Raw genomic sequence first — 26,648 nt, forward strand, 5'->3', positions numbered from 1 at the left:
AAGAAAGGGAATTGAAAGTTCAACGAATGTGAATTGCTCCTGTATTGATCGCATGCTATACATTTACTCATGTATTTAACGATCTCACATTAATAGAAACAGGTCTATTTGTAGTATTACTTGCTCTTGGAGGAATTGTAGGAGCTGTGCGTAGTTCTACAACTATAATACGAATCGATAAAAATAATGGGAAGGTTTATGCTAAAAATTCTTATATCGCCTTAGGTATATGGATTGTTGTATTTATTTTACGTTTTATTGTAACGTATATTTTTAAAGGTTCAAGTCAGTATGCGCTAGGTTTAGTAACGAATGGTATTTTTTTCTTTATTGCGGCGAGTGAGTGTATAAGAAGAGTGATTCTATACTTAAAAGCAAAAAGTTTGATGCATTCAAAACATTAACTATTGCTAAGGGTAATTTTTGTAGTGTAGCAAATTTCAGTGTTTTTCTAACACCAACACATTGCTATCAAGCTAAGAAAAACAAATACCCCAGAACGAAAATTTTGTGCATTTTGCTCGTACTTATTGTTTTGGGGTAATTCGTACTTTTAGCTTGATGGTGATGTGGTGAGACCCCATAAAGAAAAGACACCCTAAGGTGCCTTCCTCCGACTTGAACCACTTTAATTTAATAATATGTATTGGACATTAAGTAAACACGTCCTATAAAACAGAATCATTTATTTTCAACAGATTGTTAGTGTACAAATACAAGAGAATCGAGATCGTTTGTTTGGCTAGATTAAAGCAACGCCACACCACACCTATATGGTTGAGATGTGTTACGCCTTCTAATCGGAGAATCAGCTTTATAGAACGTGTCCACAATTTATATTTTACTACATGTAATATTTATTTTATGTAATTTTTACAAATATGTATAATTACATAAAATTCACGAGAAAAAGAGAGTATACTTTGATATTGTGTAATAAAGATAAGGCCCACCTACGGAAATAGGTGGGTTTTTTGTTAGGCATTACTATCTCATTGCACAAAAGGGAATTTGCATTAAAATAATATCATATTCTTAGAGTTCTTATATTGAGAAAAAAGACACTCTTATGAGTGCCCCTTTTTTTAGTAACCGAATCCGCCGCTACCGCCGCCCCAACAACTACATCCTATAATGATTAACAGGATGAATAGAACGATCAGTAAAGCAAATCCGCCACCTAACTGTCTACGCTTAAAGACTAAAGTTACCTTTAGCCCTCCAAGACTCGCTACGAGCGAATGGCTAGTTCTTACTCGACGGGAATCCCACCCGTTATATGATACGACCTAGGATCGGCCGCACACCTGCCTCGTTAGTTAATATGAAAATGAAACCCAATGTCTTTCAGGCGAAAGTATAATCTTGGTTTGGAAATATACAACTGTTTGGACATAAAAAAGACCATCGAAATGATGGTCTTGCAGACTGTAGACAAATGCATAAAATAACGAATGAACCTTTCTCTGAACACTTACTTTACTTCTTTCATAAATAGTCTAACGTTTTCAGCGATTTCTTTGAATTTGGTATGGTGTAAATAATGTGATCCATCCATGGTTACTACTTTTCCATGTACCGAGTCTTTGATCTGCCCTTCATGCAGAGGTATCCATCCTGCTACATCTTCATTATTCGCTTGTACAAAGAGAAGAAGTGGAAGATATTTAGGGAAGATTAAACCTTGAGCCCCTTTAAAATTAGACGAAATATGATCCATCTCATTCAAGGTTGTGTCATTATACATGTTTTTATTCGAAATCATTTTCATTTGCTCTACGGTTTTTTCATCAAATGCCAGTCCAGCATAGGGGTCAGCACTGATTTTCATAGCCAATCTTAAGAGACCTGATTTTTTGAGATATGCAAACGTTTTTAATGGGAAATTGATATCCATACCCGGTTGTGTTGCAACACTGCTATCGATTCCGACAAATGCAGTCACCTCGTTTGGATATTTGTTCACATAATCAATTCCATAAATGCCTGTAATGGAGTGGCCCATGAGCATGTATCTGCTAATATTAAGCTGCTGTAGAGCTTCATGAACTTCACTTACCATATTCTCCGTGGTTCGCTCTTTTACAGTTTCATCACTTAATCCATAACCGAAAGGCTCTACCGCAACAACTTTGTAAAATGGAGATAATTCATCGATAAGAAGCTTAAAATCAAGCCCTGGAGTAGCTGTTCCATAACCAGGCAGGAGCACGATCGTTTCCTCGCCCTCGCCTTGAATTAACACATTCATGTTTTTCCCGTCTACAGATACGTGCTGCCCGTAGGGCACTATTCGTTTTTGCTCCGAATGACTACTCATCACATTTACGATATAAACAATACCTAAAAAAAGTACAATGACTAGAACGATTGCTCCTATGATTTTAAGTAAGATGTTTCGCACTTTCTTTATTTTCATTCCCCTCAGCGTTTTCTTTTCCTCTTGTTGTGTCACTTTCATCTTCTCCTGTCCTGATCTGTTTGCCTTCCTTCATGTGCCTGTAATGAAAACTTAACCAATGAAGATGTACTCACCATGACGACAATATGAACTGAATATGAACTGCCAAAAAAAATGCTACGGCTCTATATGCAAGTAAGCTTGCATATGAGTCGTAGCATAGAGAATGAATCTAACTAATCTGTTGGTGTAGTGATTGGCAAGGTGACAATGAAGGTCGTTCCTTGACCAAGTTCACTTTTCACTCGGATGTCACCTTGATGAAGCGACACGATCTGTTTAACGATAGCGAGTCCCATACCACTTCCGTCATACTTACGACTGTGGGAACGATCGGCCTTAAAAAAACGATCGAATATACGCTTCTGGTCGTCAAGGTGAATACCAATACCAGTGTCGGATATTAGGATTGTCACGTTTTTGATATCTTGTTTGATGCTTACGTTAATCACGCCGGCATCCTCGGAAAATTTGATGCTATTTCTGAGGATATTCGTCCATACCTGATTTAACAGGTCATGATCAGCCGTTACTTTAACTGTCTGTAAATCAAGCTCGAAATGTATATCGCGAGCAGACCATTGTGGCTGGAGCGCCACGATTATCCGTCGGATTTGTTCATCGAGGCTGAGTGTGACGAGCCGCAGTTGCTTTGACTGCGATTCAAGAAAACTCAGCTTTAGCAGGTTATCGCTCATTTTGGACATCCTTTTCGCTTCAGCGATGATAATATCAAGATAACGGCTTCGTTCGTATTCTGAAAGGTCAACTTGCTTAAGCACTAGAGCATAACCGGATATCGAAGTGAGCGGAGACTGAACCTCGTGCGACACGTTCGTTACGAATTCCCTGCGCATCTGCTCAAGTTGCTGCAGATCGTGCATCATTTCTTCGAAGCTGCGAGCCAAAGTACCCAGCTCACTCGTTTGCTTAATATTCAACTTGACGTTGAAATCTCCAGATGCTATCCGCTTGGTCGCTTTTGTCAGCTTTTTTATCGGTCTTACCAGGAATACAGAGGCAACTAGAATCAATAAGCTTCCTGCAATCAACGAACATGTTGCAAAGACCAATGCCCACTTTGTGACAAAAGAGGCTGAAGGAGGGGCGAGCGCTTCCAAAAATATCGCTTTCGTTCCCATTTCCGTTTTCAACGGCAACCCTAAGAGGACCGTGGCAATACCATTAGGAGTGTCCTGAACAACACCTCCATCTAATACTTTCTTTAGTTGCTCCATCGTCACAGGCGCAGGTTTGTGTCCGTGAAGTTTACCGTAAGACTTGAACTGACCCGTTGCTTCGTAGATTCGAATATAATAAGAATCGAGCTGCTTCATTTCACTTACGAACAAGTCCGCTTCACGTAACGGAAAGGTCTTGTAAATCCGGACGATGTCTTGGCCAAAGTTACGTAAGTTGATTTGAGCATTTTCGTTCAATTTATCTTCGAATATCCAAGTTGACACCAAAAAAGAAATGATCGTGCCCCCGATGATGGAGACTAAAAATGTCAGGACAACACGTATATATAAGGATCTGATCATTCATAAACCTCAAGCCGATACCCAAGCCCGCGCACCGTTTCGATCCGAAAATCGGGTGTTGTCGCGAACCGTTCACGCAGCCGTTTAATATGTACGTCTACCGTTCGATCATCTCCGGCGTAATCGATACCCCAAATCTGATCGATCAACTGCACGCGCGTATAGACTTGTCCGGGTGTTCCAGCGAGCTTATACAGCAATTCGAACTCCTTTAGCGGCAACGTAAGCGACTCCGTCCCGTTCATCACCTTATAGGTCTGTCGATCAAGGATGACGTTCCCGAAATGGATCTTCTGCGTGGAGCCAATCTTGTATCGTTTGAGTAGTGCCCTAACACGAACCGTCAACTCTAACGGATCGAATGGTTTGGTTAAATAATCGTCCGTCCCAAGTTCGAAACCTTTCACTTTCTCCCATGTTTCTCCTCTCGCAGTCAGCATAAGTAAAGGTAGATCAGGATTGGCTCTTCGGAGCTCCTTGCTTAACGTCCAACCATCCATAATCGGCATCATAATGTCAAGTACGACAAGATCGACATTCGTTGAGATGTAGACGGCCAGTGCTTCCTTGCCGTCCGCTGCTTCAGCTGTTGCGAATCCGTCGTTGCGTAGAAATAAACAGACGAGTTCGCGAATGTTCGCATCGTCGTCAGCAACTAGTATAGTAGGCATCGGTTCCCTCTTTTCCCTGTTTTCCACCGCATTATTTCAAGCAATCATTATACTATAAATTAACACGTATGTTGATTAACCAAAGTAATACAGTTTCTTGATTTATCGACCTGTAGAATTCAAGTGTTTCTTTCAAACTAATTTGCCACTCAATTGACAAGGCTTCACAAAGAAACAGGCGTGTGAAACCTGCAAATGACAAGCATTTATTTTGTCTTTTGGCCTTGTGCACGAAGAAATTTCAGCAAAGCATAGGCAATTATAGCTGTGAATAACTGATTGAACAACGCATTGGATATTGTGCCAAACAATACGGGAACGTTCAAATTCAGCTAAATCCAGCGGGAAAATGATTCAATTGCCCAGCGCGATTTGTACATGGCGGCGATTCCTTCGGACAGATAGATTGATAGAACGCATATTCCCCAAACTACTCCAGTAATTACACCATCTGAAATAACACGTCCTATACCCACTAATTATTTTTCATCAAATGTGTATGGCGTATCAACTTTGATTGCACATTCGTTCCAAATCATTACTTGTTAATTTAAGTGAATTCCATCATAAAGATTCATATAGGTTTAGTAATTAGTCAAAGTTATTAGGGTGTTCTGTCGTACAATTTATATATTACTATATAATCACCTCCTGATTTTTGTATATTATAGTTCTACATCGACACATAATATATAACTTTTTCTCATTGCTTATTGAATTAATCTGCTCCGTTCAAGAAGAACCATATCAGTTTAAATAACTCAGATTTTGGCAAAATTAAATTGATTCAAATGATACCCACCTTTTAGTAATCTCAGAAAATTTCTTAGTCGCGAGTGAGGTTGGTTTTCTTATAGCTAATCCAATAGTTCGATAGCTATCACTTTCAAGTGGAATTGCTGCAAAAGCAATTTTTGATGTCGGTATAATCATTTCTGGCAATATACTAATTCCTAGATTATTCTCCACCATGGAGATCACTGAGTATTCATTCATATTTTCGAATCGAATATTGGGGCTAACTTTATTCTCCCTAAATATTTTTTGAATATCATCATAACACTGATATGTTGGCATAATAAAAGGTACATTTTCTATTTGTTGCATTGATACTTGGTTTTCCTTACATAATGGGGATTGGTTAGATACAACACATAAAAGTCGATCCCTCTTCAATTGTACGATTTCAAAGGATTTTTCAAAGGATTCAAAGTAAGTATCATTATTAATAAATCCACAATCTAATCTCCCGTTTTGTAACCAATTCTCAACCTCAGCATAGTTTCCTTCCAGTAATTCGATTTCAATATTTGGAAACTTTCCCTCCATTTTTTTAAGAATACCAGGAATCCAGTTTTTAGAAATACTCGAAAAAACCCCCACTCTTACTGTTCCTTTTTGGAACCCATTGATAGCGGCTACTTCCTGCTTCAGCATGTTGTTATAGTATAAAATTTTCCGAACGGTAATTAAAAGCTCCTCTGCATTTTTGGTCAATGTTAAAGTAGAGTGATTACGAATAAATAAAGGAAAGGAAAACTCTTTTTCCAAACTGCTAATTGCATGACTTACAGCAGATTGGGTGAAACCTAACACTTCTGCAGCTTTTGTAAAACTATTGAGTTCTGCCACTTTGTTAAATATTTCATATTTTGTTAAAGTCACTATGGTCCTCCTCATGAATTTTATTCATGTCTCCATTATATTTCTTCGTTTTATTTAATGCCATTACCAACATACAATAAGTGCATGCTCTATTATATGACCCTTGACAAGGGATGTATTTTTTATGGAAGGATGAAGTGAAATGCAAAAAATTTTAGTTACAGGTGCTGCAGGTAAGATTGGCCAAGATGTTACAAGATTCCTAGATAAGCAAGGGAATTACCAGTTACGGCTAGCAGATATTAACTTATCTGCTTTAGAAACTTTTAAAGATACAAATCATGAAATCATATATTTAGATGTTTCTGGTTTAGCTGCTTGTCAAGAATTTACGAAAGGTATAGATATAGTTATACACTTGGCAGGTAATCCTTCGCCAAATGCTGATTTTTATGGCTCCTTATTAGAAAATCATATAAAGGGAACCTATAATATTTTTAGAGCTGCTAGTGATAATAATGTATCCAAAGTGATAGTTGCTTCCAGTGCTCAAACAATTGAAGGCTATCCTTTGGATTATCAACCACATGCTTATTCACCCACGAGACCCAAAAATATGTACGGGGTAAGTAAGTGTTTTGCAGAGGCTGTTGCTTCTTATTTTGCTTATGAAGAAGGGTTACAAAGTCTTGCTATTCGTATAGGTGCATATGATGATTATAATCCATATGGTAAACCACTAACAGCTAGAGATATGAGTGCATACTTAAGCCCAGAAGATTTTATGGACCTTCTCTTAAAGTCGATGACGGCAAAGAACTTACCTCCATTTTCAATTTTACATGGTGTATCTAACAACAGGTTTAAACGAATTGATATTGAAGGAACAAGAAAGTTAGTTGGTTATAGCCCAAGTTCTGATGCTTTTGTACTAAGTGGTATTAAATTCTTTGATTCTTGATAAAGGCATATCTAGAAAAGATATTATATTATAGTAGGCGCTACCATGATCTGGTTGGCGTCTTGTTTGTTGTTAAGGAAAGATAACAAAACAAAATTTCCTTAATCACAAGGCTTTAAAAGTAACCTATCCATAGTGATATTAAAGTTACTACTAACAAGGCAAGAAGAAATGTGATATTTCGAATCCACTTTTGTATATCATCAAAATACCGTTCTATAAATGCAACGTTGATATAAAACATGAGAAATACAACAAAGAAGGTAAAGTTACCAAATTTATCATTCAATTTTTCATTAGTAAATGTGCTTACATGAAGGAATAGTAAAGCAAAAGTTACTAAGAATAACTCAAATAGCCTTTTTTTGCTCACGCCACCACCACCCTACGGTAATTTCCTTTCGTTCTATTTTATCTGAACGTAGTGTGTAGCAGACTATGAATATTATACTTATGTAAAAAAAGGCTAACAATTTAAGATTGTTAGCCTTAATCGCGCCTTTTAAAAAATAACTCAATATAACAAATGAATGATTCTTCAACTTACACTATATTCTCCTTTTATTACAAAAAACGAACCTCGAATTGTTCCAGCAAGTTTAGACTTCTGTCTAGCAAACTTAAACTTCTCTACTAACTCCGTTGGTATCTCCATTCCCTCAGAAAGCTTAAATCCAACAGCCCGCTTCTTTGGGTTATCCAACGTATACATGACGTTGACTGCAAGACCATCCTCATAGAAGACATAGGCAAATTTAATATTTTCCACTTGAAAACACGATGTTTCTAAAGGTTTTGCCGCAAACTCAATATCACGTTCTTCTTTCAAAATGCGGTTCACATAATCAAGAGTCTTCTCGCTTTCACTAGCTGGTACAACCGTAAATTCATGCTTGTATTTATTCATAAAGTAACGTGCTTCATGGGCACGTAAACCAGCAAGTGCTTCTGCTACAGGTGAAGACTCCATGCCAGCTGTAGTTACGTTTTTAAAATCAACGATATCGGACAATTCCATCTCTCCTTTTAATACTTTACTTCCTAACAACTGGAATCCATATTTCACCAAATACTAAGCCGTTTCGCTGCCCCATCTCAACTGTTGTATTTGGCCCACCAACATAGGCAAAATCTTTTTCTTCTGCTAATGCTTGACCAAATGCAATACCAGTAAGCTTATTACTTAGCTCCTCAGCTGTATTGCCTTCCCCTTTAACTACTAGGTATTCTCCCCTCGGAAACTGGATAACTCTAGATTCTTCTTGTATCGTTGCCTCTGTCATGACACCAGCGTAATACATCATCTTGTTATTCACCGCTTCACTCACAGAAAAAATGTAATCATTTGTAGCTAAAGCTTTTAAAGTGTCCAACCTTCCATCTTGTTCGACGGCCAGCCAAAAGTCTGCCTTTTCCTTGTTTATGCCCGCAAAGTCTGTATAGTGGCTCTTAAGTTCAGTTCCAATACCTAACACGATAAAGCTATCTTTTTCTTCTATTGTATAATTTTTCATATTTAAAACCTTCCTCACTTTTAAATTAATCAAGCGATTTATCTTTTCACTTGATGAGTTTATAATATCTTTAAATCATGTCAAAAAATGATACTGTTTAGGAGACCAACATGAAAAAAGTTGAACGGATTAATACGATCATGCGCTATATTAACAACCGCTCCCACTTTACAATTTCTGAAATCATACGAGAATTTAACATCTCACGATCGACAGCTATTAGAGACATTAGAGAAATTGAAGCCATGGGGATGCCGCTCGTCGCTGAAGTTGGCAGGGATGGAGGATATTTTGTCATGCATAACTCTATCCTGCCCGTTGTTCGCTTTACTGATAATGAGGTCAAAGCTCTTTTTATTGCCTTTATGGCCACAAGAAATCAACAACTTCCCTATCTAAAGAGTCGTCAGTCTTTAGCCGAAAAATTACTAGGACTCATCTCAGAAATCCAGCAGGATGACCTTGTTCTTTTAAATCAAATCTTGCTTTTTGAAGGAACTAACCCTCATAATCCTGACCTACTTGAGCTTTCTGACCTCCCCCATCCTATGTTAGAAAAACTCATCCAAATCCTTCTTTTGGATAGTCATTTATTGATTACCGTAAAAGAAGAGGAAGAAATCAAGTCTTATCCAATTTATCTACTACACCTTTATCAAGAAAAAAGCCATTGGATAATTGAAGCCTTTGACATAAAAGAAGAAAAAAAGAAGATGCTCCCTGTCGATCATCTCATCAATGTCGAACCCTATACGACGAAAAAGAGATTAAGTAAGAAAAAAATTTTAGAAAAACTAAGTAAGAAGGACGAGGCAATCAACCTTGTACTTGAACTTGGTCAAAAAGCGATTGCCCAGTTCAAAAAATACCATCCTATAAAAATTTATATTTCCTATACTAATCCTTACCAATCCACAGCCATTCTAAAGACTTTTATCAATGTTAACAATCTCGATGAATTAACAGAAATAACAAATTGGCTACTTTTCCTAGGTAAAGATATCAAAATCAAGGAAGTGCCTGAAGAAGTGTTAGAAGGTTTAAAAGAGAGATTATGTTTATACTGCCCATAAGCAGTGACCAGTTAAACCCAAAATAATATTGAGTTTGACTAGATGCCAGTTACTTCTATTCAAATACCTAGTAAAAACATTTTATTTACTACCGCTACTTTAAACGCTCTTCTAAGAATAACGCCAACACAAAAAAGACATGAACTAATCTTTGTTCATGTCTTTTTATATTAGAGTTTAACCCTCATTAAATTACTTGTTTAAAATTCGAATGTGGATTTATCTTATCCATAATCTCTTTCATTCTTTATTCATATCCCACTATTTTAGCACTTGAACTAACAATAACGAATTAGAATAATGACTTAATACTTGCTAGGACAGTAAGTATACCTACAACAATGACAAACACATTGCTCATTTTTCCTCTGTATTTAGCTAGTACTGGTACTTTACGAATCGCATACATTGGTAATAGACATAAGATAGCAGCAACTAACGGACCGCTAAGGGAATCAATGATTCCAAGAATACTTGGATTTGCATAAGCAACATACCAGCATGTTAATACGACAAAAGAAAGAATCATTGTCTTAACTGTTTTTTCTTCGATAGCTTTTCCGCGTGTTTTTCCAAACTTGATAATTACGTCACGCATTACCTCATATGCCCCTATATAATGGCCAAGGAAAGACTTTGTAATAGCCACAAAAGCAATGATAGGAGCTGCAATAGTGATTACAGGCGAATTAAGCTCATTAGCAAGATATGAAAGGATCGATAAGTTCTGCTCTTTTGCCATTTTAAGATCCTCTGGAGTCAAACTCAATGTACTGCTCCAGACGAAGAACATAACAACCACGAATGTCATGATATAACAAACCTTTTGTATTTGTGCACATTTGGCATCAGTAGCTTCTATTCCATACGTAGCTCTCTGTTTCACAACGAATGATGAAATCATAGGTGAATGATTAAATGAGAATACGATGATTGGTAGTATCATCAATATCGTTCCAAAATATCCTGTTCCTGTTGAAGCAGTAGAAACACTTGAAAAGCTAAGCATTGACGTATTCCACTGCGGGATCAAAGATATTGCGATAAAAAGTAAAGAAGCTATGAAAGGATACACTAGCATACTCATGATCTTTACAGTAATATCTTGACCAAAATTTAGTATAGCGATAAGACCAAGCACTAATACAAGCGATAAAATGGCCCTTGGAGGCTCCGGCATGTGCAATTGATGCACGATAAAACTACTTGCAGTATTTGTAAGCGCAACCGAATACATCAGTACGATTGTATAAATTGAGCCGAAATATACGATGTTAAAAATGATACTTGCCTTATTTCCGAAATACTCTCTAATTGTACCTGTAATCCCCTGATCAGCAGAATTAGAAGCGTATATCATTTTAGCAAGCGCCCTATGTGAGTAATACATAACAGGAAATGCAAGTATCGTAATTAACAGTAATGATAATAAACCACCTGAACCTGCATTAATAGGTAAAAAGAGTACTCCTGCTCCAATTGCTGTTCCAAAAAGGCTCAATGCCCAAGTAGTATCTTGTTTATGCCACTTTTTAGGATCTAGATAGTTCTCATTTTTCACTGCATTATTTTCAGCTTGAAATTCTATTTTTTTTGCAGTATTCCCATTCATATAATAAATCCCCCTTGTATCCTATTCTTACGTCTCTTTTTAGGCTTAAGAATATAGACCATTCTTAAAAAATGAACCGCTTACTAGATGCGCCATATTGTAAACGATTCCACCTAAAGCTGTCTCTCTTAATGTGCGAGGCATTTATCCTCCAACCCTATACTTCCATTGATGATATTGTTTACACCAGCTAATACGATGTCCGCTGCTACTAAACTATTTTGAAGAAATTCCCCTTCTGGTCACACACCTTTCTGTAATTAATCGTTTCAGTCTGTCCAATTTTAAAATGTTTGATATTTTCTTCGTAGGTAATCGGTTACCTCTCGACGCCCTCATTATAACGTTTATATTTGCGAGTCTAATATTTTTTTATTTTTAGAAAGACAGAATAAACAGAATTATGAATAGATAATAAATTACAATTGGTATGTAACAATTGTGTCTATTTTTTGAAGCTGTATTAGTTAATAGAAAAGCAAACATAATACAGAGTTCCTTTCGTTAACACATTAATTATATTAGGAACTCGTTATAAAGATACTTATATTTCCCTTTGCTTTCACATCTTATCTTTGACATGAAAGCTGTTGTAATAAATAATACACATTGATGTAAAGGAATAAATTTAGAAAACATAAAATTATTATCATGAATTTTTATTACATATAACGAATCAATATTCATTTTTCAGAAAAGAAGAACTTTTTCAAAGGAGCCTACGCACCTTATATAATGGTTATCATGTTAAGCCTGTTAAAAGAATTACACCATAAGTTTCCATTTACTATATGTAATATTTATTAAGTGTAGTTTTTTCTAAATATGGATAATTACATATTCAGAAAAAGAGAGTATCCTTTCGAATTGTGTAGTAAAGATATAGCCCACCTACGGAAATAGGTGGGCTTTTCATGTATAAAAATTGCATTTATTATATGGCAATTAGAATTGAGGTCAAAATATTATCTCTTCCCTTTTAACTCTCTCAGTCTGCTTTTTCTCAACGTCTGAGCCTACTTACGTACCAACTGCATAACCAGTAAGAATACTAACAATTATAGCAATAACTAAGATTAATGTGATTTAAATCCATTTTCCCATATATATATTATTCCAGAAGATTTAGTTGCCATTGTGCACCGAACTGGTGGTGTTACCCTAACTGACGTTTAAATGCTTTGCCGGCGAAGAAGTAAGCGATAACCATAATGCCCACACACCAAGCAAGTGCAATCCAAATATCGTTGCCAACAGTCCCTTCATATAAGAGGGCACGAATCGCATTCACGATTGAAGTCACAGGCTGGTTTTCAGCGAACGCACGAACAATTTTTGGCATAGTTTCGGTAGGAACAAAGGCCGAACTAATAAAGGGCAGAAAAATTAGTGGGTACGAGTAGGCTGTCGCCCCTTCCATAGACTTCGCTGTCAACCCAGGAATGATAGCCAACCATGTCAGCGCCAGCGTAAACATCCCGAGTATTCCAGCTACCGCGAGCCAATCCAGAATATTAGCACTGGAACGGAAGCCCATTAAGAGCGCAACAAGGATAACCACCACGATAGTAAGCACATTAGCAACAAGTGATGTTAATACGTGAGCCCATAATACCGACGAACGCTTGATAGGCATAGTAATGAAACGTGCCATCAGCCCGCTCTTTACATCCGTAAACAACCGTACGGAAGTGTAAGCGACACCGGATGCGATAGCCATCAGCAAGATTCCCGGCAATAAATAATTGACGTAGTTATCCGTTCCTGTCTTTATGGCGCCGCCAAATACGTAGACAAACAACAGCATCATCATAATCGGCGTAATCGCTACCGTAATAATTGTATCCGGACTGCGCATAATGTTGCGCATTAAACGCCCTAATAATACCCCTGTTTTGCTCTTCATTTACATCTCCTCCTTTTTGCCAATGATCGCAAGGAAAATTTCTTCCAATGTCGGCTGCTTCTCAATATACTCCACTTTTGTTGGCGGGAACATCTCTTTAAGTTCTGTAAGAGTACCAGTCGTGATAATTTTCCCGCCATGCAAGATAGCGATACGGTCCGCCAGTTGTTCGGCTTCCTCGAGGTACTGGGTCGTGAGCAAGATAGTCGTGCCGCCGCCGGCAAGTTCCTTGACTGTATCCCACACTTCAATACGCGCTTCAGGGTCAAGCCCTGTCGTCGGTTCATCGAGAAAAATGACTGCTGGCGTTCCGATCAAACTCATCGCGATGTCAAGCCGGCGCTTCATCCCACCTGAATACTGGTCTGCCCTCTGGTTGGCTGCATCAGTCAGGCTAAATCTTGCAAGCAAATTATCAGCGACTTGAGCAGGACTAGAAACTCCACGCAAATTGGCAATCATTATCAAGTTTTCTCTCCCCGTGAGCATTCCGTCTAAAGCTGCAAACTGCCCTGTCAGACTGATACTTTGACGAACATGATCCGGTTGACGCTGAACGTCAAAACCACAAATACCTACTTCGCCGCCATCTTGCTTCATCAGCGTCGAGAGGATATTGACTATCGTCGTCTTGCCCGCTCCATTTGAGCCCAGCAGTGCGAAAATGGAGCCACGCTGCACTTCAAAATCTACCCCTTTTAACACTTCCTTATCTTTAAAGGATTTTTTTAATCCTTTTACAGAAATCGCTGTATTGGTCATGCTTTTTTCCTCCTTAAAAAATGTTTTGTAAAGATAGACTGCCTACACCCTCTATTTAGTATTACTGATAATCTGTATTACTTAGTACTGATTTAAAAATATAACTGAATAGCAATGGCGTCAATTCACATTTGTAACCAGCTAATCAGTCGGTATTACCTGTTGCATTTATTTTTTTCTCAATTGCTTCATAATACTTTCATTCAAATCTTCACGATACTTGGAAACATAAGTTTTAGCGTTTGCCACTAGTTCGTCAGCAAAGGATGCCACGTCCTCCCCAGTGATTTCTAGCACTTGTCTGCCTTCCGCCGCACCGGCTTCAAACAAATCGATTAGTTCATACTGTATGTGTAGCATATCCATCCCGTTACCAGCTGAGAAATTCCACATGTAGTTTTGAATTTTCTTAAACACAAACTGATAGTCCTCTGGCAGAGCTCCAACACGTGCCATCATCATTTTGTACTCTTTTTTATCACCAATTAATTTTTTGAACATTTCCAACATATTATTTTTCCTCCTTTTTTATAAAGCAGAACAAGAAACTCCCAAAATATCGGCCGAATATTTAATCTTATGAGGCTAGTTTGACTTCAAGACGTTAATTTTTGATGATACAAAATCCCATTTTCTCCAAAATAATTCAAGCTCCTGAAGGCCATCCTCATTTAGTGAATAAAACTTGCGAGGCGGCCCCATGTCTGACGGTTTCTTTTCAATATTCACAAGTTTTTTCTTCTCTAATCGCACAAGGATGGTATAGACCGTTCCTTCCACGACTTCAGTAAACCCAAGCTCATTCAGGTGGCGGGTAATCTCATAGCCATAAGTTTCACGGCGGCTAATGATTTCCAGAACACATCCTTCCAGCGAACCTTTCAGCATTTCAGTTAAATTTTCCATATTCTGATCCTCCTTTACCCCCTATTCTGTCTGACTTATATTCAGTATCACAGAGTACTAAGGCTAATTTTTACTGAATAGCTTTTGAGAAGCCTTACTATTCAGTATTACTTATTACAACTACATTGTATGACTAAGTAGATGGAATGTCAACTCGATTTTTAAATTTTTTCTTAAATCCGCTTTTGCCTATTGGATACTGAATATATTTTTAAAAACTACGCTATTAAGTATTACTCATTACCACTACATTGTATGACTATGTAGATGGAATGTCAACTCGATTTTTAAATTTTTTCTTAAATCCGCTATTATCTATTGGATACTGCCTATTTTCTTCTTAAGAAATCTCACCACATACCTATCCAGCTAAGAAAAGGAAATACCCAAAACAAAAATTCCGCATATTTATTTTGGGCGTTATAATATTCCGAAGTTAATGAATGTGGATAGCTCTCCTTATTAAAAAGACGGATCATTTTTTTGTCCTTCTACTAATGCACCTGTGCATCTAATACATGAGCTTGCGAATACATACAAACTCTTTATAAAGTCAACTCTACATATAGGACATCCTTTTGTTACGATAACATCATATTCATATCTTCTGCTGCGGTTGTAATTAGTTTTAAACCGAATGTCTCTTGTAATACATCAAGCACGCCAGGTGAAATAAATTCAGGCGCCTTTGGACCAATGCGAATATCTTGAATTCCAAGACTAAATAGCCCAAGTAAAATAGCAACCGCTTTTTGTTCAAACCATGATAAGACAATACTTACTGGCAATTCATTCACTTCACATTGGAAAGCATCTGCTAAAGCGGCCGCTATTTTCACTGTAGAAATTGAATTATTGCATTGTCCTAAATCAATGTAACGCGGAATCTCCGTACCAGGTACAACACCATAACTCACATCATTAAAACGGAATTTCCCGCAAGAAGTTGTTAAAATAACCGTTTCTGGCGGAAGCGACGTTGCTAATTCACGATAATATTCCCCGCCTTTTCCTGGGGCATCACAACCTGCGATGACAAAGAAACGCTTAATCTTTCCTTCTTTTACTGCATTAATAATTTCCGGAGCTAATGATAATACTGTATTATGATGAAGCCCTGTTACTAACTGCTCATCCGACTCCATATGTACTTCTGGAAGTTCAAGCGCTTTTTGAATCAATGGTGCAAAATCATCATTTTCAATTTTTTGTACACCCTCTAAACCTGCAATATCATATGAAAAGAATCGATCAGAGTATGATCCTTTAATTGGCATAACACAGTTCGTTGTAGCTAATATGGCACCTGTAAATTTTTCGAAAAGGCGTCGTTGATCATACCATGCCTTACCAATGTTTCCTTTTAAATGTTTATATTTTTTCAGTTGTGGATATCCGTGTGCTGGTAGCATTTCAGAATGCGTATAAATGTTAATTTCTTTTCCTTCTGTTTGCTTTAATAACTCTTCTAATGCAAATAAATTATGACCAGTAACTACAATTGCCTTACCTTCTACATGGTTCTGCGTAATTTGAACAGGCTCCGGAACACCAAAGTGATTCGTATGTGCCTCATCTAATAACTCCATTACTCGTAAAGCCGATTTCCCTACTTTCATAGCCATATCAATATGTTCTTGTTCATTAAAGTTAGAATTTGTTAATGTCATATATAGCGCTTCTTGAGTTGTAGCATCTACAAATGCATCTGTATACCCTAGCTGCGCAGCATGCGTACGATAAGCCGCTATTCCTTTTAATCCGAACACAATCGTATCTTGTAAACTTGCAATTGTTTCATTCTTACCACAAACACCCATCACTTTACATCCGCCTGTTGGCGTTTGTTCACATTGATAACAAAACATATCATCCCACCCTCTCCCAATCATTCGTTACAAATTAAGCATAATACCCATTGAGAAAAAGGGATGTGATATCAATCACAATAATATATATAAATTTGTGACAGTTCATATTGTTGACATAATTTTTTTATTGACATCAAAAAAACATACAGAAAAATGGACAACTTTGTTGATGCTTTCAAATAGCTAGATAATTGATTTAGAGAACTATTAGCAACTAATAAGCATACAAAAACGCTATTCTATCATTCAACAGAAAGAATAGCGTTTTTTCATTTTGAAGAACTATCAATTTTTTGATTAAAGATTTTATAGGAAACCTCTTTATTTACAATACATTTACACCATCTTAACATTTTTTACATTATTTATATGATATATTTATATAGAAACTACTTAAGAAATTTCATGTACATTGTTATCTTTATGATCTCTTATTTAATTGATAAGAGGTCATGTTATATTTTTATAACAGGGGTGAATTAGGATGACTGAAACTTTAAAGACACTTATAATGCTTGATGTTACTTATGTTGTTATAGCAATTATGACGGTACTGGTATTTGTATACTTGGAATTAAAATCTCAGTAACATATTTAGGCGTAATCAATAGCTTCGGCATTTCAATATAGTTAAAAGAAAAAGAGGAGGAAATAGTTTTCTCCTCTCTTTTGTATTCCAAAAATTTCTTAAATCTACAATTCGCTTCATTATTACTTTATTTCTTGTTTCTTATTTCAACAAATTCAGTGTATGTAAAAGCAATCCTTTATCACCTATATCACCATGACCAGGTACTACTGAATTCGTATTTCCATATCGGTTCAATACATTCTCAATCGATATCGACCATTCATTTACATATGCATCAGCAACATTCCCTAAATCTTTAGCTTCCGCAGATTTCACTAAACAGCCTCCAGCTAAAATGTTGTATTGCGGTAACCATACGACAATATTATCTTCTGTATGCCCTTTCCCTGGATAGAACGTTTCTACTTTTATATTTCCAAACTTCATATTCGTAATTGTTTGTAAGTCTCCAAGTGGCTCTTCATATCCATTTTTCTTTGCTAGTTCCGCAGTTAATGCTGTACTATGCGCTTTAATGCCTCTTTCTTTCAACGTTTTTATCCCGCCAATTCGATCAGCATGCGCATGTGTAATAATGACATCCGTTACGCGCTTCTGAAATTTCTTTTCTACCATCTCTATTAGTTCCTTCGTTAACTTATCATCCCAAGAAGAATCGACAAGCACTAACCCTTTAGAAGTGTTAAGAACTAGACCGTTCGAAGGAACTGCTACTCCATTAAAATAACCTAACTCAGTATGAACCCATACATTTTTGTTTAACTGAGAAATTGAAATAGTTCCTGTCTCATTCTTTATTACTTTTTGCTCTAGCTTTTGTTCCGCTTTCACAGAAGAAATTGTGCTAACAAATTGAATTGTTCCTAGTAAACTAACACATACCCCTACTTTTAATAATATATTCTTTTTCATTTTCTCCACCCCTTCTTTCAAACTAAATAGTTATTTCCTATATTAGACAATTCGTCTCAAATGTTTGTTCCATCTTTTTTTACATATTTTTCATACCATTAATAAAAAGCGCACAAAATTCTGTACGATTTAAAACTTAACTTTCCTTTTTTCTATTAAACTTAAAATCACCATTGTATTTTGTTAAATAATAACATTCATACTAGCCATCATTTCATTTGCACTAGCTTATTTCATCGGAGTAAAACAATACACTTGGCTCTTATCAGGATTCAATGAACGCCGTGTACCTGACAAAGTGAAGTTATCAAAAATAGTTGGTCTTTATAATTTAATTGCTGGTGTTATTACCACAATTGGCAGTGTCTTCATTACTCCTAATGTTAAAATTATATTTCCCATCATTATTATTGGCCACGTTATAATCGCTGCTTATGTAAATACACGTATGGTTCAGTAAAAAAAGACCATCCAATTGGATGATCTTTTTTATAACTTATCAACATATTGCTTCGCTTCTAACAATGAAAATCCAAAAGCCTCTCTTACTCTCTTAATTGCTGTAACTGTTTTTCCTTCTTCCACAAGCTGGCGTAATTCTTTATTAATTTCAGGTTCTCTATCTACAATTCCCATTTCTTTCGAAATTAATTGTAATCTATCTTCCATCCTCTTTAAACGCGTATCTGCTTTCTTTTCGATTTTATTTAATTTTTCAGCGAGATACATAAATCCAAAGGCCGCTATCGGTATGACAATCCAAAATTCCAAGACTGTTCCTCCTCACTAGCATTGTTTTATTTAAGTAATTTATGTAAATTTTACCACAGGACACATTTAATGTATAATAGTAATATACAACATTGTTGATAAAGTGAAACTTTAATCAGTGGGGGTTTTGTTCGTCCCCCACTGATTATTAGTCTTCACCAATCGGGTGTTTACGGGCAGCCCGACTCCCACCTAACTTCTTTGCCCCAGTCGAATTTTGAGGTGGGAGTTTTACTGCCCGTTAATGCGGGATAAAACCTTTTATTTTAGGGGACACTTTATGAAGAGATTTTTTAAGACGTTACTACAATTTGTAGTTCTTTCAATTGCACTACATTTGTTATTTGATATAGTTGGTTGGCTTGTTTTCAATGCACCAATTAAAAACAAACAAATCTTTATTTCCTTTATAACAGCCTCATGGCTTATGTACATGTACAGAGATAAATTTTTTAAAGCATTTACTTCGAATTAACTTAAACTAAGAAAACACTTCATCGATAAAAGATGAAGTGTTTTCCTTTTCTCTCTATTTACTACTGTATAGTAAAGTTAATATTCTGTTTTTAAAAGAAAGGAGTCACTATGAACTTAAAAAGTAACAATATATATGAGAAAATGAACCAATATTCTGTTGCAGGGTTAAGCTTTGCCGTTATACGTGACGGTAAACTTGATGAAGCTACTGCTTTCGGAACACTTGAATCTGGAACAACTAGAACTGTCACTACGGATTCCATATTCAATTCTTGTTCTATTAGCAAATTCATCACTTCAATGCTTGTACTAACGTTATCAGATCAAGGAATCGTATATTTAGATGAAGACGTAAATGATAAACTCACATCTTGGAACATCCCTACCAATCTATTTACTTCACAGAAAAAAGTCACGCTGCGAAACTTATTAAGTCACCAATCTGGAATCATTGATCCTCCCAATAGTTTTGAACATTATAAGCTAGTGCAAGGAATACCTAAAATCCCTAAGCTCCTTGCTGGTAAAACATTATATTGCCCAGTACCTATAGAAGTAACTTATGCACCAGAAAGCCAATTCCACTACTCTGACGCAAATTTTTGTATTATCGAACTACTACTTGAAAATATAACTGGAAAACGATTTAACCTTTTACTTGAAGAATATATCTTTCAACCACTTCAACTGAAGAATAGTACGGTATTCCCTACTGAAGATATAAATAAATTAGATACATTTGCTTGTGGACATAATAAAGATGGCACCGTTACAAATGAGAAGTATCCATTTTATCCATTCGCAGCTGCTTCAGGCATTTGGACAACACCAACTGACTTATCAACTTTAATTATTGAAATCATTCAGTCCTTACAGGGAAATAGCAAACTGGAACTTTCTCAAAAAACAGTACAAGATATGATTTCTCCTCAAGGATGCACCAAATGGACTGGGTTAGGTGTTTTTCTAGAGTATTCTAATGAAGACTTACAAATTCATTCACTTGGCTGGGGTGTTGGATTTCAATGTATGATGGTATGTAATCCATACCGAGGTAATGGCGCTGTTATTATAACGAACTCGGATTTAGGTGTTCATCAAAAGGATGGGATTATTGGTGAGATTTTAAAAATGTTATCCTTATAATTAACGAAGTAAAACAAAGAAAGAAGCTGATTCTCCCAGCTTCTTTCTTTATATAACATTTTTCACCACAATTTTAATATGTTCTGGTGCGATAATTTCAGTTATACTTTCTTGGAAATCTTCATGCAGCAGTTCTTCAATATGCTCTAACTGCACTTCGACATGTGTGCATTCTAAATTATGTATGTTTAATAGTGCATAATGATCTTTCTTCTTAATTACTAAATATTGATTTTCTTCTGTTATGAGTACAGAACCTAATCGTATTCCTAGTAGACGTTGATCATCAAACTTCACAATTTTTTCCCCTTTCCAACTGCGAATGTAATTACTATACAAAAAACCTAATTTAAGGAAAAGAATCTTATATAGACTATATCATAATTTACTAAAATATAAATATCATATTTTCTTTCAATAGAAATCCCCTTTTTTTTATATATTTCGATACAAAAAACTTTCTCAACAAAAAATTACAATTTTCAGTTTTTTATTTCATGAAAATCTATTATACTAAAGCTAATAAACGTTTGAAATGTTTGACCTCTCCTAATTCATGTACATATGGATGATCAGTAGCTGTTGCTACTGATCTATTTTTTGATTTCAGAAAGCAAATACACCGCATCCTTTCCTACACCACAAATAAGCGCAGAACCCCTTTGAGATTGCCACGGCAGTCCAATATAATACAATCCTCTTACTGGACTCATTCCCTTTGTATGATTAGGCAATCCATTCATATTCACTGCCTTTTCTATTTCAATCCATTTATAATCTTGAACAAAACCAGTAGACCATATAATACTTTGTGCACTATACGTGCCACCATTCTGAAACATAATATTATTTCCTGATGCACTTACCACTTTTCCCTGTAGTTTTATTGCTCCACTACGAATAAGTTCCTTACCTTCAAAACCAAAAATGGGATCCTTTCGCTTCTGAAACCACCTTCCTCTCTTTGTATGTATTTCGGCATACAATAAACCCATTTTTTCTAACCAATTAAAAATGCTTTTTCTAAAAAGATATAACGGTAAAAAGGTTAACGGATGACTTATAGCCATTGTAACTTCATGAGTTTTTGCAAGTTCTACTGCTATTTGCATGCCTGAATTCCCACCACCTACTACAAGTACTTTTCCCTTTGGAATTTGTAATGGTGATTTATATTGTGATGAATGTATTTGAAAAATATGTGATGAAAGATGTTGTGAAAATGAGGGGATGAATGATTGCTGAAAACCACCTGATGCGATAATAACTTTTTTCGATTGTAAAATTTCTGTAGGAGTGTGTAATTCAAATATTTCTTTCTCTTTTCTTATTTTTAAAACTTGAGTCTGTAATTGTACCGGCAATTGAAAATACCTTGCATATTCTTCTAAATAAATTGCAATTTCATCTTTACATGGAAATCCACTCCCTTCTCCTTTTAATATCATACCTGGTAAACTACTATATTCCCTTGGTGTGAAGAGCTGCAAAGAATCATAGCGGTCTCTCCAAGAATCGCCAATTCGGTTTCCCGCCTCAAGTAATAAGAAACTATATCCTTCCTGCTTCAAGTAGTATCCCATTGTTAATCCAGCTTGACCAGCTCCAACGATAATTATATCTTTCATTCCAATTCCTCCTTCTCACAAACACATGAATACATGTTCATATGTTCATGCGTTTCCATAATCATAACATTTTATTTTTTTATAATTCAATATCTATCCAAAATAAAAAAGAGCAGTTCACTATAAAGTAAACTCCCCTTAATATGTATCATCTCGTTACTCATTAATATTTCAATTGTCCCCAAAGGATCTAACGGCCCATACACACTATCACCTAAATTTATTATCATTTCGAATATCTTTTAATACCGCCTTTAAAGCGTGACTATTCCCATTAATATCTGAAATCATCGCTATTTTTCTCTTCATTGTAACCCCTACTTTGATAAATTATTTATAACACCTCAATTTCTAAACCCTTTCCTCATAAAATGTAATTCTATTTGAGAACGGATCAATCACAGTTAATTCAATTGTATCCCAAGGTGTTCTCTCTATATCAGGTTTTGAATACGCATAATCTTTACTTGATAAAATAGCATAATAACTTTTTAAATCCTCTATTTTCACACGAATTGCACCGCCTGGTGAAGCATCCCCATGATGTTCAGATAGATGTATTACAGTATCATTTAACGAAATTTGCATATATAATGGCATATTTTCCTCATACCGATGTTCCCAATCCAGTTTAAACCCTAAAAAATTCAAGTAAAATAACTGAGCCTTTTCAATATCAAAAATTCTAAATATAGGTGTAATCATTTATAATACCCTCCTATTTATAAACATCCGCCGCCAATTCCCGCAAAACATCTACATTCATCACTTCAAAGCAACCATTATTTTTCTTTATAATTTCTTTATCACAAAAAACATTTAATGTACGTAATAAATGCCGATAACTCGTCCCTAACAATTCAGCTATTTCCGTTAAATTCCCACTAAACACAATTCTATTTCCGTGCTGAACCGCCCGTTCCCCTGCTGCTAACATGTAACTCGCAAGTCGATTTTCAAGTGGATACAGTAAATTAATTGTACTATTTTTTGAAAGTCGATTTAATTTATGGGCTAAAGAACCGCAAATACATCTTAAAAATTTCGCATCATGAAATAATTGGTTTCTCACTTTCCCTAAAGGTAGCCCAACACAATATGAGTCTGCCATAACTTGTACGTTTGAATTGATTCTTTGAGAGTGAATTAACTCTACATCTCCTAGCAACTGCAAACCGTCATAAAAACATAATAATACAGATTTCCCGTTACTTAATGTGTTAAACGCTTTCGCTTTTCCTTCAACAAAGAAATATAAATAATCTATCTCTTCGTTTTCTCTGCAAATGAACTCATTCTTTTTAAAAAAGATAAGTTCCATATATGGTTTCATATCACTACTAAAAAATGAATCAATATTATTTTGTTTCATATACTCTGCTAATTTATTAGAATTACATACTTTCTTCATAGTTCCCCGCCTTTACAACTCATCCCAATTGTAAACAAAATTTTCTTCTTTCACTATGACATATGTCATAGTAATACACAATTTCAGCATGATACAGTCATTACAAATATGGAATATAAAAAGGGGATATTACATTGTATAACTTTCTTTCTGTCTTTATTGGTGTGCTTATTGCCATTATGCTCCCATTGAATGGGATTTTATCTGAAATAATCGGTAATTATACAGCGAGTGTTGTCATTCATCTTGTCGGTTTAATAGCAGTTATTTTCGTTTTAATCCTTAACAAAAATAAACTCCATTTTGATAAAGGTATTCCACTTTTTTTATATAGCGCTGGGGCAATTGGAGTATTCACTGTTCTTTTTAATAATATAAGTTTCTCTGCTCTTGGTGCCTCTATTACGATTGCATTAAGCTTACTTGGTCAATCCATCGCTTCCATAGTTATTGATCATTTTGGTTTATTAGGAATGAAAGTTTCGAAGTTTGATAAGAAAAAATTAATTGGATTATTATTCATCTCTTCTGGAATTATAGTCATGACAATTTATTAATGGAGGTAAGAAAATGTTATATATTTGTATCGCTATTTTAGCTGGTGTTTCTATCGTTGTTGCTAGAATTATTAACGCGAATTTAGCAAAGGAAATTGGAAATTGGGAAGGCACATTTTTCAATTATATTACTGGATTATTTTTCTCCATGTTATTTTTAATTTTCAGTTCAGATTCGTTGTATATTTCTAGTCATACGTTACAATCCATACCTATCGCTGTATACTTAGGCGGATTAGTAGGCGTTATCGTCATCTCATTATCAAACTATATTACTCCTAAAATATCAGCATTTTATTTAACGTTACTCATCTTCATCGGACAATTGTTTACGGGGACTATCATCGATTTCTTCCTGTCACACGAACTATCAACCGGAAAAATTATTGGTGGAATTCTCGTATTAATAGGGCTCACTTACAATTTACTCGTTGATCGCCCTATAAAAACCGTGAAGCATAACCACGTTCAACTATAATACTTTACGCTTACCTATCATATATTAATAGAAAAGCTCTTCACATGAAGCCATAGAGAGGAGAATACCCTATTAAGAAAATCATTTTATTGATAGGTAGCGCATTGATTGTTTTTGGAACCGTATGGTTTTTAAACTCTGGAAAATCTATTCAAGATCTCTATACAGCAAGTAAACCAAAGAAGAAAGCTACTATTATTTCAACTCAAAGAGACCCAAATGCACCTCCTGTTTTTTTAGGAAAGCAGGAAATAAAAGATATACATGTAGAGTCGCTTAAGACAAAAAAATCTATCTTCCTTACAAAAACAGATGAATTAAAAACATTCATTAACAGTATGGATACAGCAAAAAAAGGCGATTTAACGCTAGATGAAGAAGGTTCTGATTTAGTAGATTGTAACATGTGGATTACTTTCCAAGATGGAACTTATAAACAATATTTAATTTGGATAGTAGATAACAACAGTAGTGAAGTTATGATTGCCCATCAAAACACTCCTGATGACGTAGACCTTACTTATTATCAATTAAATGAAGGTAATTCAAAAAAAGTATATAACTTATTTAAAAAGGTTATTTAATAGAAAAAGTCATGAGCTACTAGGCCCATGACTTTTTCTATTTATATATATTCAGGGAACACTTTACAACTCTTTTCCTGCTCTATATCATGTCCAAAGAAAACAATTGGGTTCTCTTTCCTAACAACTTCTTTTAAACGTTTAATTGAAGATAAAGCTAATTCCGAATCAAATCCAGCGAACGGCACTTCATCTTCAAAATTTTCTTTCGTATAAGATGCATCAATCGTTAATAACACAGGACCGGATTTTTCTGTCTCAATTAATAGCGACTGATGCCCCGGAGTATGTCCTGGTGTATACAATAATTGAACTCCTGGTACGACTTCATAATCCCCTTCAATGATCTTGTAGTTTAAATTCGGCAATATACATTCTTTCATATATTCTTCACTATATTGTGCCGCCTCGTATTCAGCACGCTGCACAATAATCGGTGTATTTGTAAAAGCACCATTTCCTCCTGCATGATCAAAATGTAAGTGAGAACTAATAATATACAGAAGATCTTCCGGTTCATATCCAACGCGTTTTAAAATATTTACGATTCTATCTTCTTCAGTCATTTTTGGTAAAATCTGTCCTTCAACAAATGTACCGTTAAAAAGATCTTCGTTATTAACCGCACTTTCTGGCATACCTGTATCTACTAAAATAGGCCCCTCTTCTGTCTCCAATAAATAGCACCATACAGGTAAGTTCAATAAATCCCCCGGTGTGAGCGTACTATTAACAGACGAATGATCCAACATACAACGACCTGCTGGGACGAAATAAAGCTTCTTTACTGTCATTATGTATCCACCTTTACAAATAATTTAAGATAAAACAATACTATATTTCGCTTATGAGAAATAAACTCCTTCTCACCTTTCATTATTTCAACTATTATCTTTTCAATTGTTCACAACTTTTCATTCCAAATCCAGTGATACTGGAAAGCCTATGCAGAAATCCAATCCTCCTTTAAGTATATAAGATAAAAGTATCACTTTTTCTTATAATAACACTTCCATTCTCTGAAAACAGAATATATTTTATATTTTCAGAGAATGAATTAAGTCGTCGAAACCAAGACGTTAAAACGAATTTTGGACATAAAATAACCGACTACCTACATGTTTAAAAAAAGGAGTCGGCTATTTTGCTTATTTATTATTGATTTGCATGCTCTTTATATGTGATGAGCGAAAATTCCCAAGATTA

General features: G+C 35.6%; 29 protein-coding genes and 3 pseudogenes. 9 read left to right on the forward strand and 23 right to left on the reverse strand.

Translation table 11 applies throughout. From position 1 onward, the window contains the following. Positions 1-44: 44 nt before the first annotated feature. Positions 45-404, forward strand: coding sequence for a DUF1453 domain-containing protein (locus MHH59_RS17120; RefSeq protein WP_340851913.1), 360 nt, complete (start codon positions 45-47; stop codon positions 402-404). A 681-nt stretch (positions 405-1,085) separates the two neighbouring features. On the opposite strand, the pseudogene MHH59_RS17125 reads toward MHH59_RS17120, so the two are convergent. From MHH59_RS17125 to MHH59_RS17150, 6 genes and pseudogenes are all read right to left on the reverse strand, one after another. Next, positions 1,086-1,181 (reverse strand): annotated as a pseudogene (locus MHH59_RS17125) (YjcZ family sporulation protein); the annotation flags it as partial. 293 nt (positions 1,182-1,474) lie between these two features. After that, entirely contained in the window at positions 1,475-2,455 is a 981-nt protein-coding gene (locus MHH59_RS17130) for an alpha/beta hydrolase (RefSeq protein WP_340851914.1), read from the reverse strand. 182 nt (positions 2,456-2,637) lie between these two features. Next, entirely contained in the window at positions 2,638-4,005 is a 1,368-nt protein-coding gene (locus MHH59_RS17135) for a sensor histidine kinase (protein ID WP_002128359.1), read from the reverse strand. Next, the gene (locus tag MHH59_RS17140; protein ID WP_002185294.1) at positions 4,002-4,676 is read right to left on the reverse strand and encodes a response regulator transcription factor; all 675 of its coding nucleotides are present in this window, start codon (positions 4,674-4,676) and stop codon (positions 4,002-4,004) included. Before MHH59_RS17140 ends, MHH59_RS17135 begins: the two co-directional genes overlap by 4 nt. A gap of 386 nt (positions 4,677-5,062) precedes the next feature. Then, a pseudogene (locus MHH59_RS17145) lies at positions 5,063-5,306 on the reverse strand (GNAT family N-acetyltransferase); the annotation flags it as partial. Between the two features lie 147 nt (positions 5,307-5,453). Continuing rightward, complete coding sequence (locus tag MHH59_RS17150; protein ID WP_340851916.1) at positions 5,454-6,341, reverse strand: LysR substrate-binding domain-containing protein; 888 nt, start codon at positions 6,339-6,341, stop codon at positions 5,454-5,456. A gap of 142 nt (positions 6,342-6,483) precedes the next feature. On the opposite strand from MHH59_RS17150, the gene MHH59_RS17155 reads away from it, so the two are divergent. Then, entirely contained in the window at positions 6,484-7,242 is a 759-nt protein-coding gene (locus MHH59_RS17155; RefSeq protein WP_340851918.1) for an NAD-dependent epimerase/dehydratase family protein, read from the forward strand. Between the two features lie 115 nt (positions 7,243-7,357). On the opposite strand, the gene MHH59_RS17160 is transcribed toward MHH59_RS17155, so the two are convergent. The 3 genes from MHH59_RS17160 to MHH59_RS17170 all read right to left on the reverse strand — a co-directional run bounded on the left by MHH59_RS17160 (position 7,358) and on the right by MHH59_RS17170 (position 8,756). Further along, on the reverse strand, positions 7,358-7,615 hold the full coding sequence (locus MHH59_RS17160) for a DUF3963 domain-containing protein (RefSeq protein WP_002128363.1): 258 nt from the start codon (positions 7,613-7,615) through the stop codon (positions 7,358-7,360). Positions 7,616-7,780: 165 nt separating this feature from the next. After that, positions 7,781-8,290 (reverse strand): hypothetical protein, encoded by a 510-nt coding sequence (locus tag MHH59_RS17165; protein WP_002185291.1) that lies wholly within the window; start codon positions 8,288-8,290, stop codon positions 7,781-7,783. Then, the gene (locus MHH59_RS17170) at positions 8,277-8,756 is read right to left on the reverse strand and encodes a GyrI-like domain-containing protein (RefSeq protein WP_002167907.1); all 480 of its coding nucleotides are present in this window, start codon (positions 8,754-8,756) and stop codon (positions 8,277-8,279) included. Before MHH59_RS17170 ends, MHH59_RS17165 begins: the two co-directional genes overlap by 14 nt. 110 nt (positions 8,757-8,866) lie before the next feature. On the opposite strand from MHH59_RS17170, the gene MHH59_RS17175 reads away from it, so the two are divergent. Next, the gene (locus MHH59_RS17175; protein WP_340851921.1) at positions 8,867-9,829 is read left to right on the forward strand and encodes a helix-turn-helix transcriptional regulator; all 963 of its coding nucleotides are present in this window, start codon (positions 8,867-8,869) and stop codon (positions 9,827-9,829) included. Positions 9,830-10,121: 292 nt separating this feature from the next. On the opposite strand, the gene MHH59_RS17180 is transcribed toward MHH59_RS17175, so the two are convergent. From MHH59_RS17180 to bla2, 7 genes are all read right to left on the reverse strand, one after another. Continuing rightward, positions 10,122-11,441, reverse strand: coding sequence for an aromatic amino acid transport family protein (locus MHH59_RS17180; RefSeq protein WP_002128366.1), 1,320 nt, complete (start codon positions 11,439-11,441; stop codon positions 10,122-10,124). A 1,156-nt stretch (positions 11,442-12,597) separates the two neighbouring features. After that, positions 12,598-13,347 (reverse strand): ABC transporter permease, encoded by a 750-nt coding sequence (locus tag MHH59_RS17185; protein ID WP_002014105.1) that lies wholly within the window; start codon positions 13,345-13,347, stop codon positions 12,598-12,600. Then, the gene (locus MHH59_RS17190; RefSeq protein WP_002167904.1) at positions 13,348-14,109 is read right to left on the reverse strand and encodes an ABC transporter ATP-binding protein; all 762 of its coding nucleotides are present in this window, start codon (positions 14,107-14,109) and stop codon (positions 13,348-13,350) included. 168 nt (positions 14,110-14,277) lie between these two features. After that, positions 14,278-14,619 carry a DUF1048 domain-containing protein gene (locus MHH59_RS17195; RefSeq protein WP_002014108.1) on the reverse strand — a complete coding sequence of 114 codons (342 nt, stop codon included), beginning with the start codon at positions 14,617-14,619 and terminating at the stop codon, positions 14,278-14,280. A gap of 75 nt (positions 14,620-14,694) precedes the next feature. Continuing rightward, a complete protein-coding gene (locus tag MHH59_RS17200; RefSeq protein WP_340851924.1) occupies positions 14,695-15,015 on the reverse strand; it encodes a PadR family transcriptional regulator in 321 nt (106 codons plus the stop codon). 581 nt (positions 15,016-15,596) lie between these two features. Continuing rightward, positions 15,597-16,883, reverse strand: a complete 1,287-nt coding sequence (hcp, locus tag MHH59_RS17205) for a hydroxylamine reductase (RefSeq protein ID WP_340851926.1) — start codon at positions 16,881-16,883, stop codon at positions 15,597-15,599. A gap of 733 nt (positions 16,884-17,616) precedes the next feature. Next, positions 17,617-18,390 (reverse strand): BcII family subclass B1 metallo-beta-lactamase, encoded by a 774-nt coding sequence (gene bla2 / locus MHH59_RS17210; protein WP_002128375.1) that lies wholly within the window; start codon positions 18,388-18,390, stop codon positions 17,617-17,619. A gap of 187 nt (positions 18,391-18,577) precedes the next feature. Here bla2 and MHH59_RS17215 point away from each other — a divergent pair, with 187 nt between their 5' ends. Beyond that, positions 18,578-18,850 (forward strand): DUF3784 domain-containing protein, encoded by a 273-nt coding sequence (locus MHH59_RS17215; protein ID WP_340852971.1) that lies wholly within the window; start codon positions 18,578-18,580, stop codon positions 18,848-18,850. Between the two features lie 29 nt (positions 18,851-18,879). On the opposite strand, the gene MHH59_RS17220 is transcribed toward MHH59_RS17215, so the two are convergent. Further along, entirely contained in the window at positions 18,880-19,161 is a 282-nt protein-coding gene (locus MHH59_RS17220) for a hypothetical protein (RefSeq protein WP_340851929.1), read from the reverse strand. A gap of 280 nt (positions 19,162-19,441) precedes the next feature. Between MHH59_RS17220 and MHH59_RS17225 the strand changes: the two genes are divergently transcribed. Together MHH59_RS17225 and MHH59_RS17230 are read left to right on the forward strand one after the other, a co-directional pair. Then, complete coding sequence (locus MHH59_RS17225; RefSeq protein ID WP_002087600.1) at positions 19,442-19,636, forward strand: hypothetical protein; 195 nt, start codon at positions 19,442-19,444, stop codon at positions 19,634-19,636. A 110-nt stretch (positions 19,637-19,746) separates the two neighbouring features. Beyond that, positions 19,747-20,784 (forward strand): serine hydrolase domain-containing protein, encoded by a 1,038-nt coding sequence (locus MHH59_RS17230; RefSeq protein ID WP_002185284.1) that lies wholly within the window; start codon positions 19,747-19,749, stop codon positions 20,782-20,784. 48 nt (positions 20,785-20,832) lie between these two features. Here MHH59_RS17230 and MHH59_RS17235 read toward each other — a convergent pair whose 3' ends face one another. The 5 genes and pseudogenes from MHH59_RS17235 to yeiL all read right to left on the reverse strand — a co-directional run bounded on the left by MHH59_RS17235 (position 20,833) and on the right by yeiL (position 23,823). Beyond that, positions 20,833-21,081, reverse strand: coding sequence for a hypothetical protein (locus MHH59_RS17235; RefSeq protein WP_002087603.1), 249 nt, complete (start codon positions 21,079-21,081; stop codon positions 20,833-20,835). Between the two features lie 296 nt (positions 21,082-21,377). Beyond that, entirely contained in the window at positions 21,378-22,412 is a 1,035-nt protein-coding gene (locus MHH59_RS17240; protein WP_340851931.1) for a flavin-containing monooxygenase, read from the reverse strand. 131 nt (positions 22,413-22,543) lie between these two features. Next, positions 22,544-22,721, reverse strand: a pseudogene (locus MHH59_RS17245) (metallophosphoesterase family protein); the annotation flags it as partial. Between the two features lie 42 nt (positions 22,722-22,763). Then, complete coding sequence (locus tag MHH59_RS17250) at positions 22,764-23,117, reverse strand: glyoxalase superfamily protein (RefSeq protein WP_002014124.1); 354 nt, start codon at positions 23,115-23,117, stop codon at positions 22,764-22,766. A gap of 13 nt (positions 23,118-23,130) precedes the next feature. Continuing rightward, positions 23,131-23,823: a transcriptional regulator YeiL gene (gene yeiL / locus MHH59_RS17255; RefSeq protein WP_002185277.1), complete on the reverse strand. Its 693-nt coding sequence runs from the start codon at positions 23,821-23,823 to the stop codon at positions 23,131-23,133. 134 nt (positions 23,824-23,957) lie between these two features. Here yeiL and MHH59_RS17260 point away from each other — a divergent pair, with 134 nt between their 5' ends. The 3 genes from MHH59_RS17260 to MHH59_RS17270 all read left to right on the forward strand — a co-directional run bounded on the left by MHH59_RS17260 (position 23,958) and on the right by MHH59_RS17270 (position 25,442). Beyond that, entirely contained in the window at positions 23,958-24,380 is a 423-nt protein-coding gene (locus MHH59_RS17260) for a DMT family transporter (RefSeq protein WP_002185273.1), read from the forward strand. Between the two features lie 13 nt (positions 24,381-24,393). Then, complete coding sequence (locus MHH59_RS17265; RefSeq protein ID WP_002014128.1) at positions 24,394-24,858, forward strand: DMT family transporter; 465 nt, start codon at positions 24,394-24,396, stop codon at positions 24,856-24,858. A 104-nt stretch (positions 24,859-24,962) separates the two neighbouring features. Beyond that, positions 24,963-25,442, forward strand: coding sequence for a hypothetical protein (locus MHH59_RS17270; protein WP_002128384.1), 480 nt, complete (start codon positions 24,963-24,965; stop codon positions 25,440-25,442). A gap of 41 nt (positions 25,443-25,483) precedes the next feature. On the opposite strand, the gene aiiA is transcribed toward MHH59_RS17270, so the two are convergent. Further along, positions 25,484-26,236, reverse strand: a complete 753-nt coding sequence (gene aiiA / locus MHH59_RS17275; protein WP_340851933.1) for a quorum-quenching N-acyl homoserine lactonase AiiA — start codon at positions 26,234-26,236, stop codon at positions 25,484-25,486. Positions 26,237-26,648 lie beyond the last annotated feature (412 nt).

The sequence above is a fragment of the Bacillus sp. FSL E2-0195 genome (assembly GCF_038003645.1).
GTDB lineage: Bacteria > Bacillota > Bacilli > Bacillales > Bacillaceae_G > Bacillus_A > Bacillus_A mycoides.

Coding starts and splice junctions, on each gene's coding strand:
- MHH59_RS17195 (WP_002014108.1), bottom strand. CDS start 14,619: ATGTTGGAAATGTTCAAAAAATTAATTGGTGATAAAAAAGAGTACAAA.
- MHH59_RS17230 (WP_002185284.1), top strand. CDS start 19,747: ATGAACTTAAAAAGTAACAATATATATGAGAAAATGAACCAATATTCT.
- MHH59_RS17190 (WP_002167904.1), bottom strand. CDS start 14,109: ATGACCAATACAGCGATTTCTGTAAAAGGATTAAAAAAATCCTTTAAA.
- MHH59_RS17155 (WP_340851918.1), top strand. CDS start 6,484: ATGCAAAAAATTTTAGTTACAGGTGCTGCAGGTAAGATTGGCCAAGAT.
- MHH59_RS17225 (WP_002087600.1), top strand. CDS start 19,442: ATGAAGAGATTTTTTAAGACGTTACTACAATTTGTAGTTCTTTCAATT.
- MHH59_RS17170 (WP_002167907.1), bottom strand. CDS start 8,756: ATGAAAAATTATACAATAGAAGAAAAAGATAGCTTTATCGTGTTAGGT.
- MHH59_RS17140 (WP_002185294.1), bottom strand. CDS start 4,676: ATGCCTACTATACTAGTTGCTGACGACGATGCGAACATTCGCGAACTC.
- bla2 (WP_002128375.1), bottom strand. CDS start 18,390: ATGAAAAAGAATATATTATTAAAAGTAGGGGTATGTGTTAGTTTACTA.
- MHH59_RS17250 (WP_002014124.1), bottom strand. CDS start 23,117: ATGATTACACCTATATTTAGAATTTTTGATATTGAAAAGGCTCAGTTA.
- MHH59_RS17180 (WP_002128366.1), bottom strand. CDS start 11,441: ATGAATGGGAATACTGCAAAAAAAATAGAATTTCAAGCTGAAAATAAT.
- hcp (WP_340851926.1), bottom strand. CDS start 16,883: ATGTTTTGTTATCAATGTGAACAAACGCCAACAGGCGGATGTAAAGTG.
- MHH59_RS17185 (WP_002014105.1), bottom strand. CDS start 13,347: ATGAAGAGCAAAACAGGGGTATTATTAGGGCGTTTAATGCGCAACATT.
- MHH59_RS17200 (WP_340851924.1), bottom strand. CDS start 15,015: ATGGAAAATTTAACTGAAATGCTGAAAGGTTCGCTGGAAGGATGTGTT.
- MHH59_RS17175 (WP_340851921.1), top strand. CDS start 8,867: ATGAAAAAAGTTGAACGGATTAATACGATCATGCGCTATATTAACAAC.
- yeiL (WP_002185277.1), bottom strand. CDS start 23,823: ATGAAGAAAGTATGTAATTCTAATAAATTAGCAGAGTATATGAAACAA.
- aiiA (WP_340851933.1), bottom strand. CDS start 26,236: ATGACAGTAAAGAAGCTTTATTTCGTCCCAGCAGGTCGTTGTATGTTG.
- MHH59_RS17135 (WP_002128359.1), bottom strand. CDS start 4,005: ATGATCAGATCCTTATATATACGTGTTGTCCTGACATTTTTAGTCTCC.
- MHH59_RS17265 (WP_002014128.1), top strand. CDS start 24,394: ATGTTATATATTTGTATCGCTATTTTAGCTGGTGTTTCTATCGTTGTT.
- MHH59_RS17240 (WP_340851931.1), bottom strand. CDS start 22,412: ATGAAAGATATAATTATCGTTGGAGCTGGTCAAGCTGGATTAACAATG.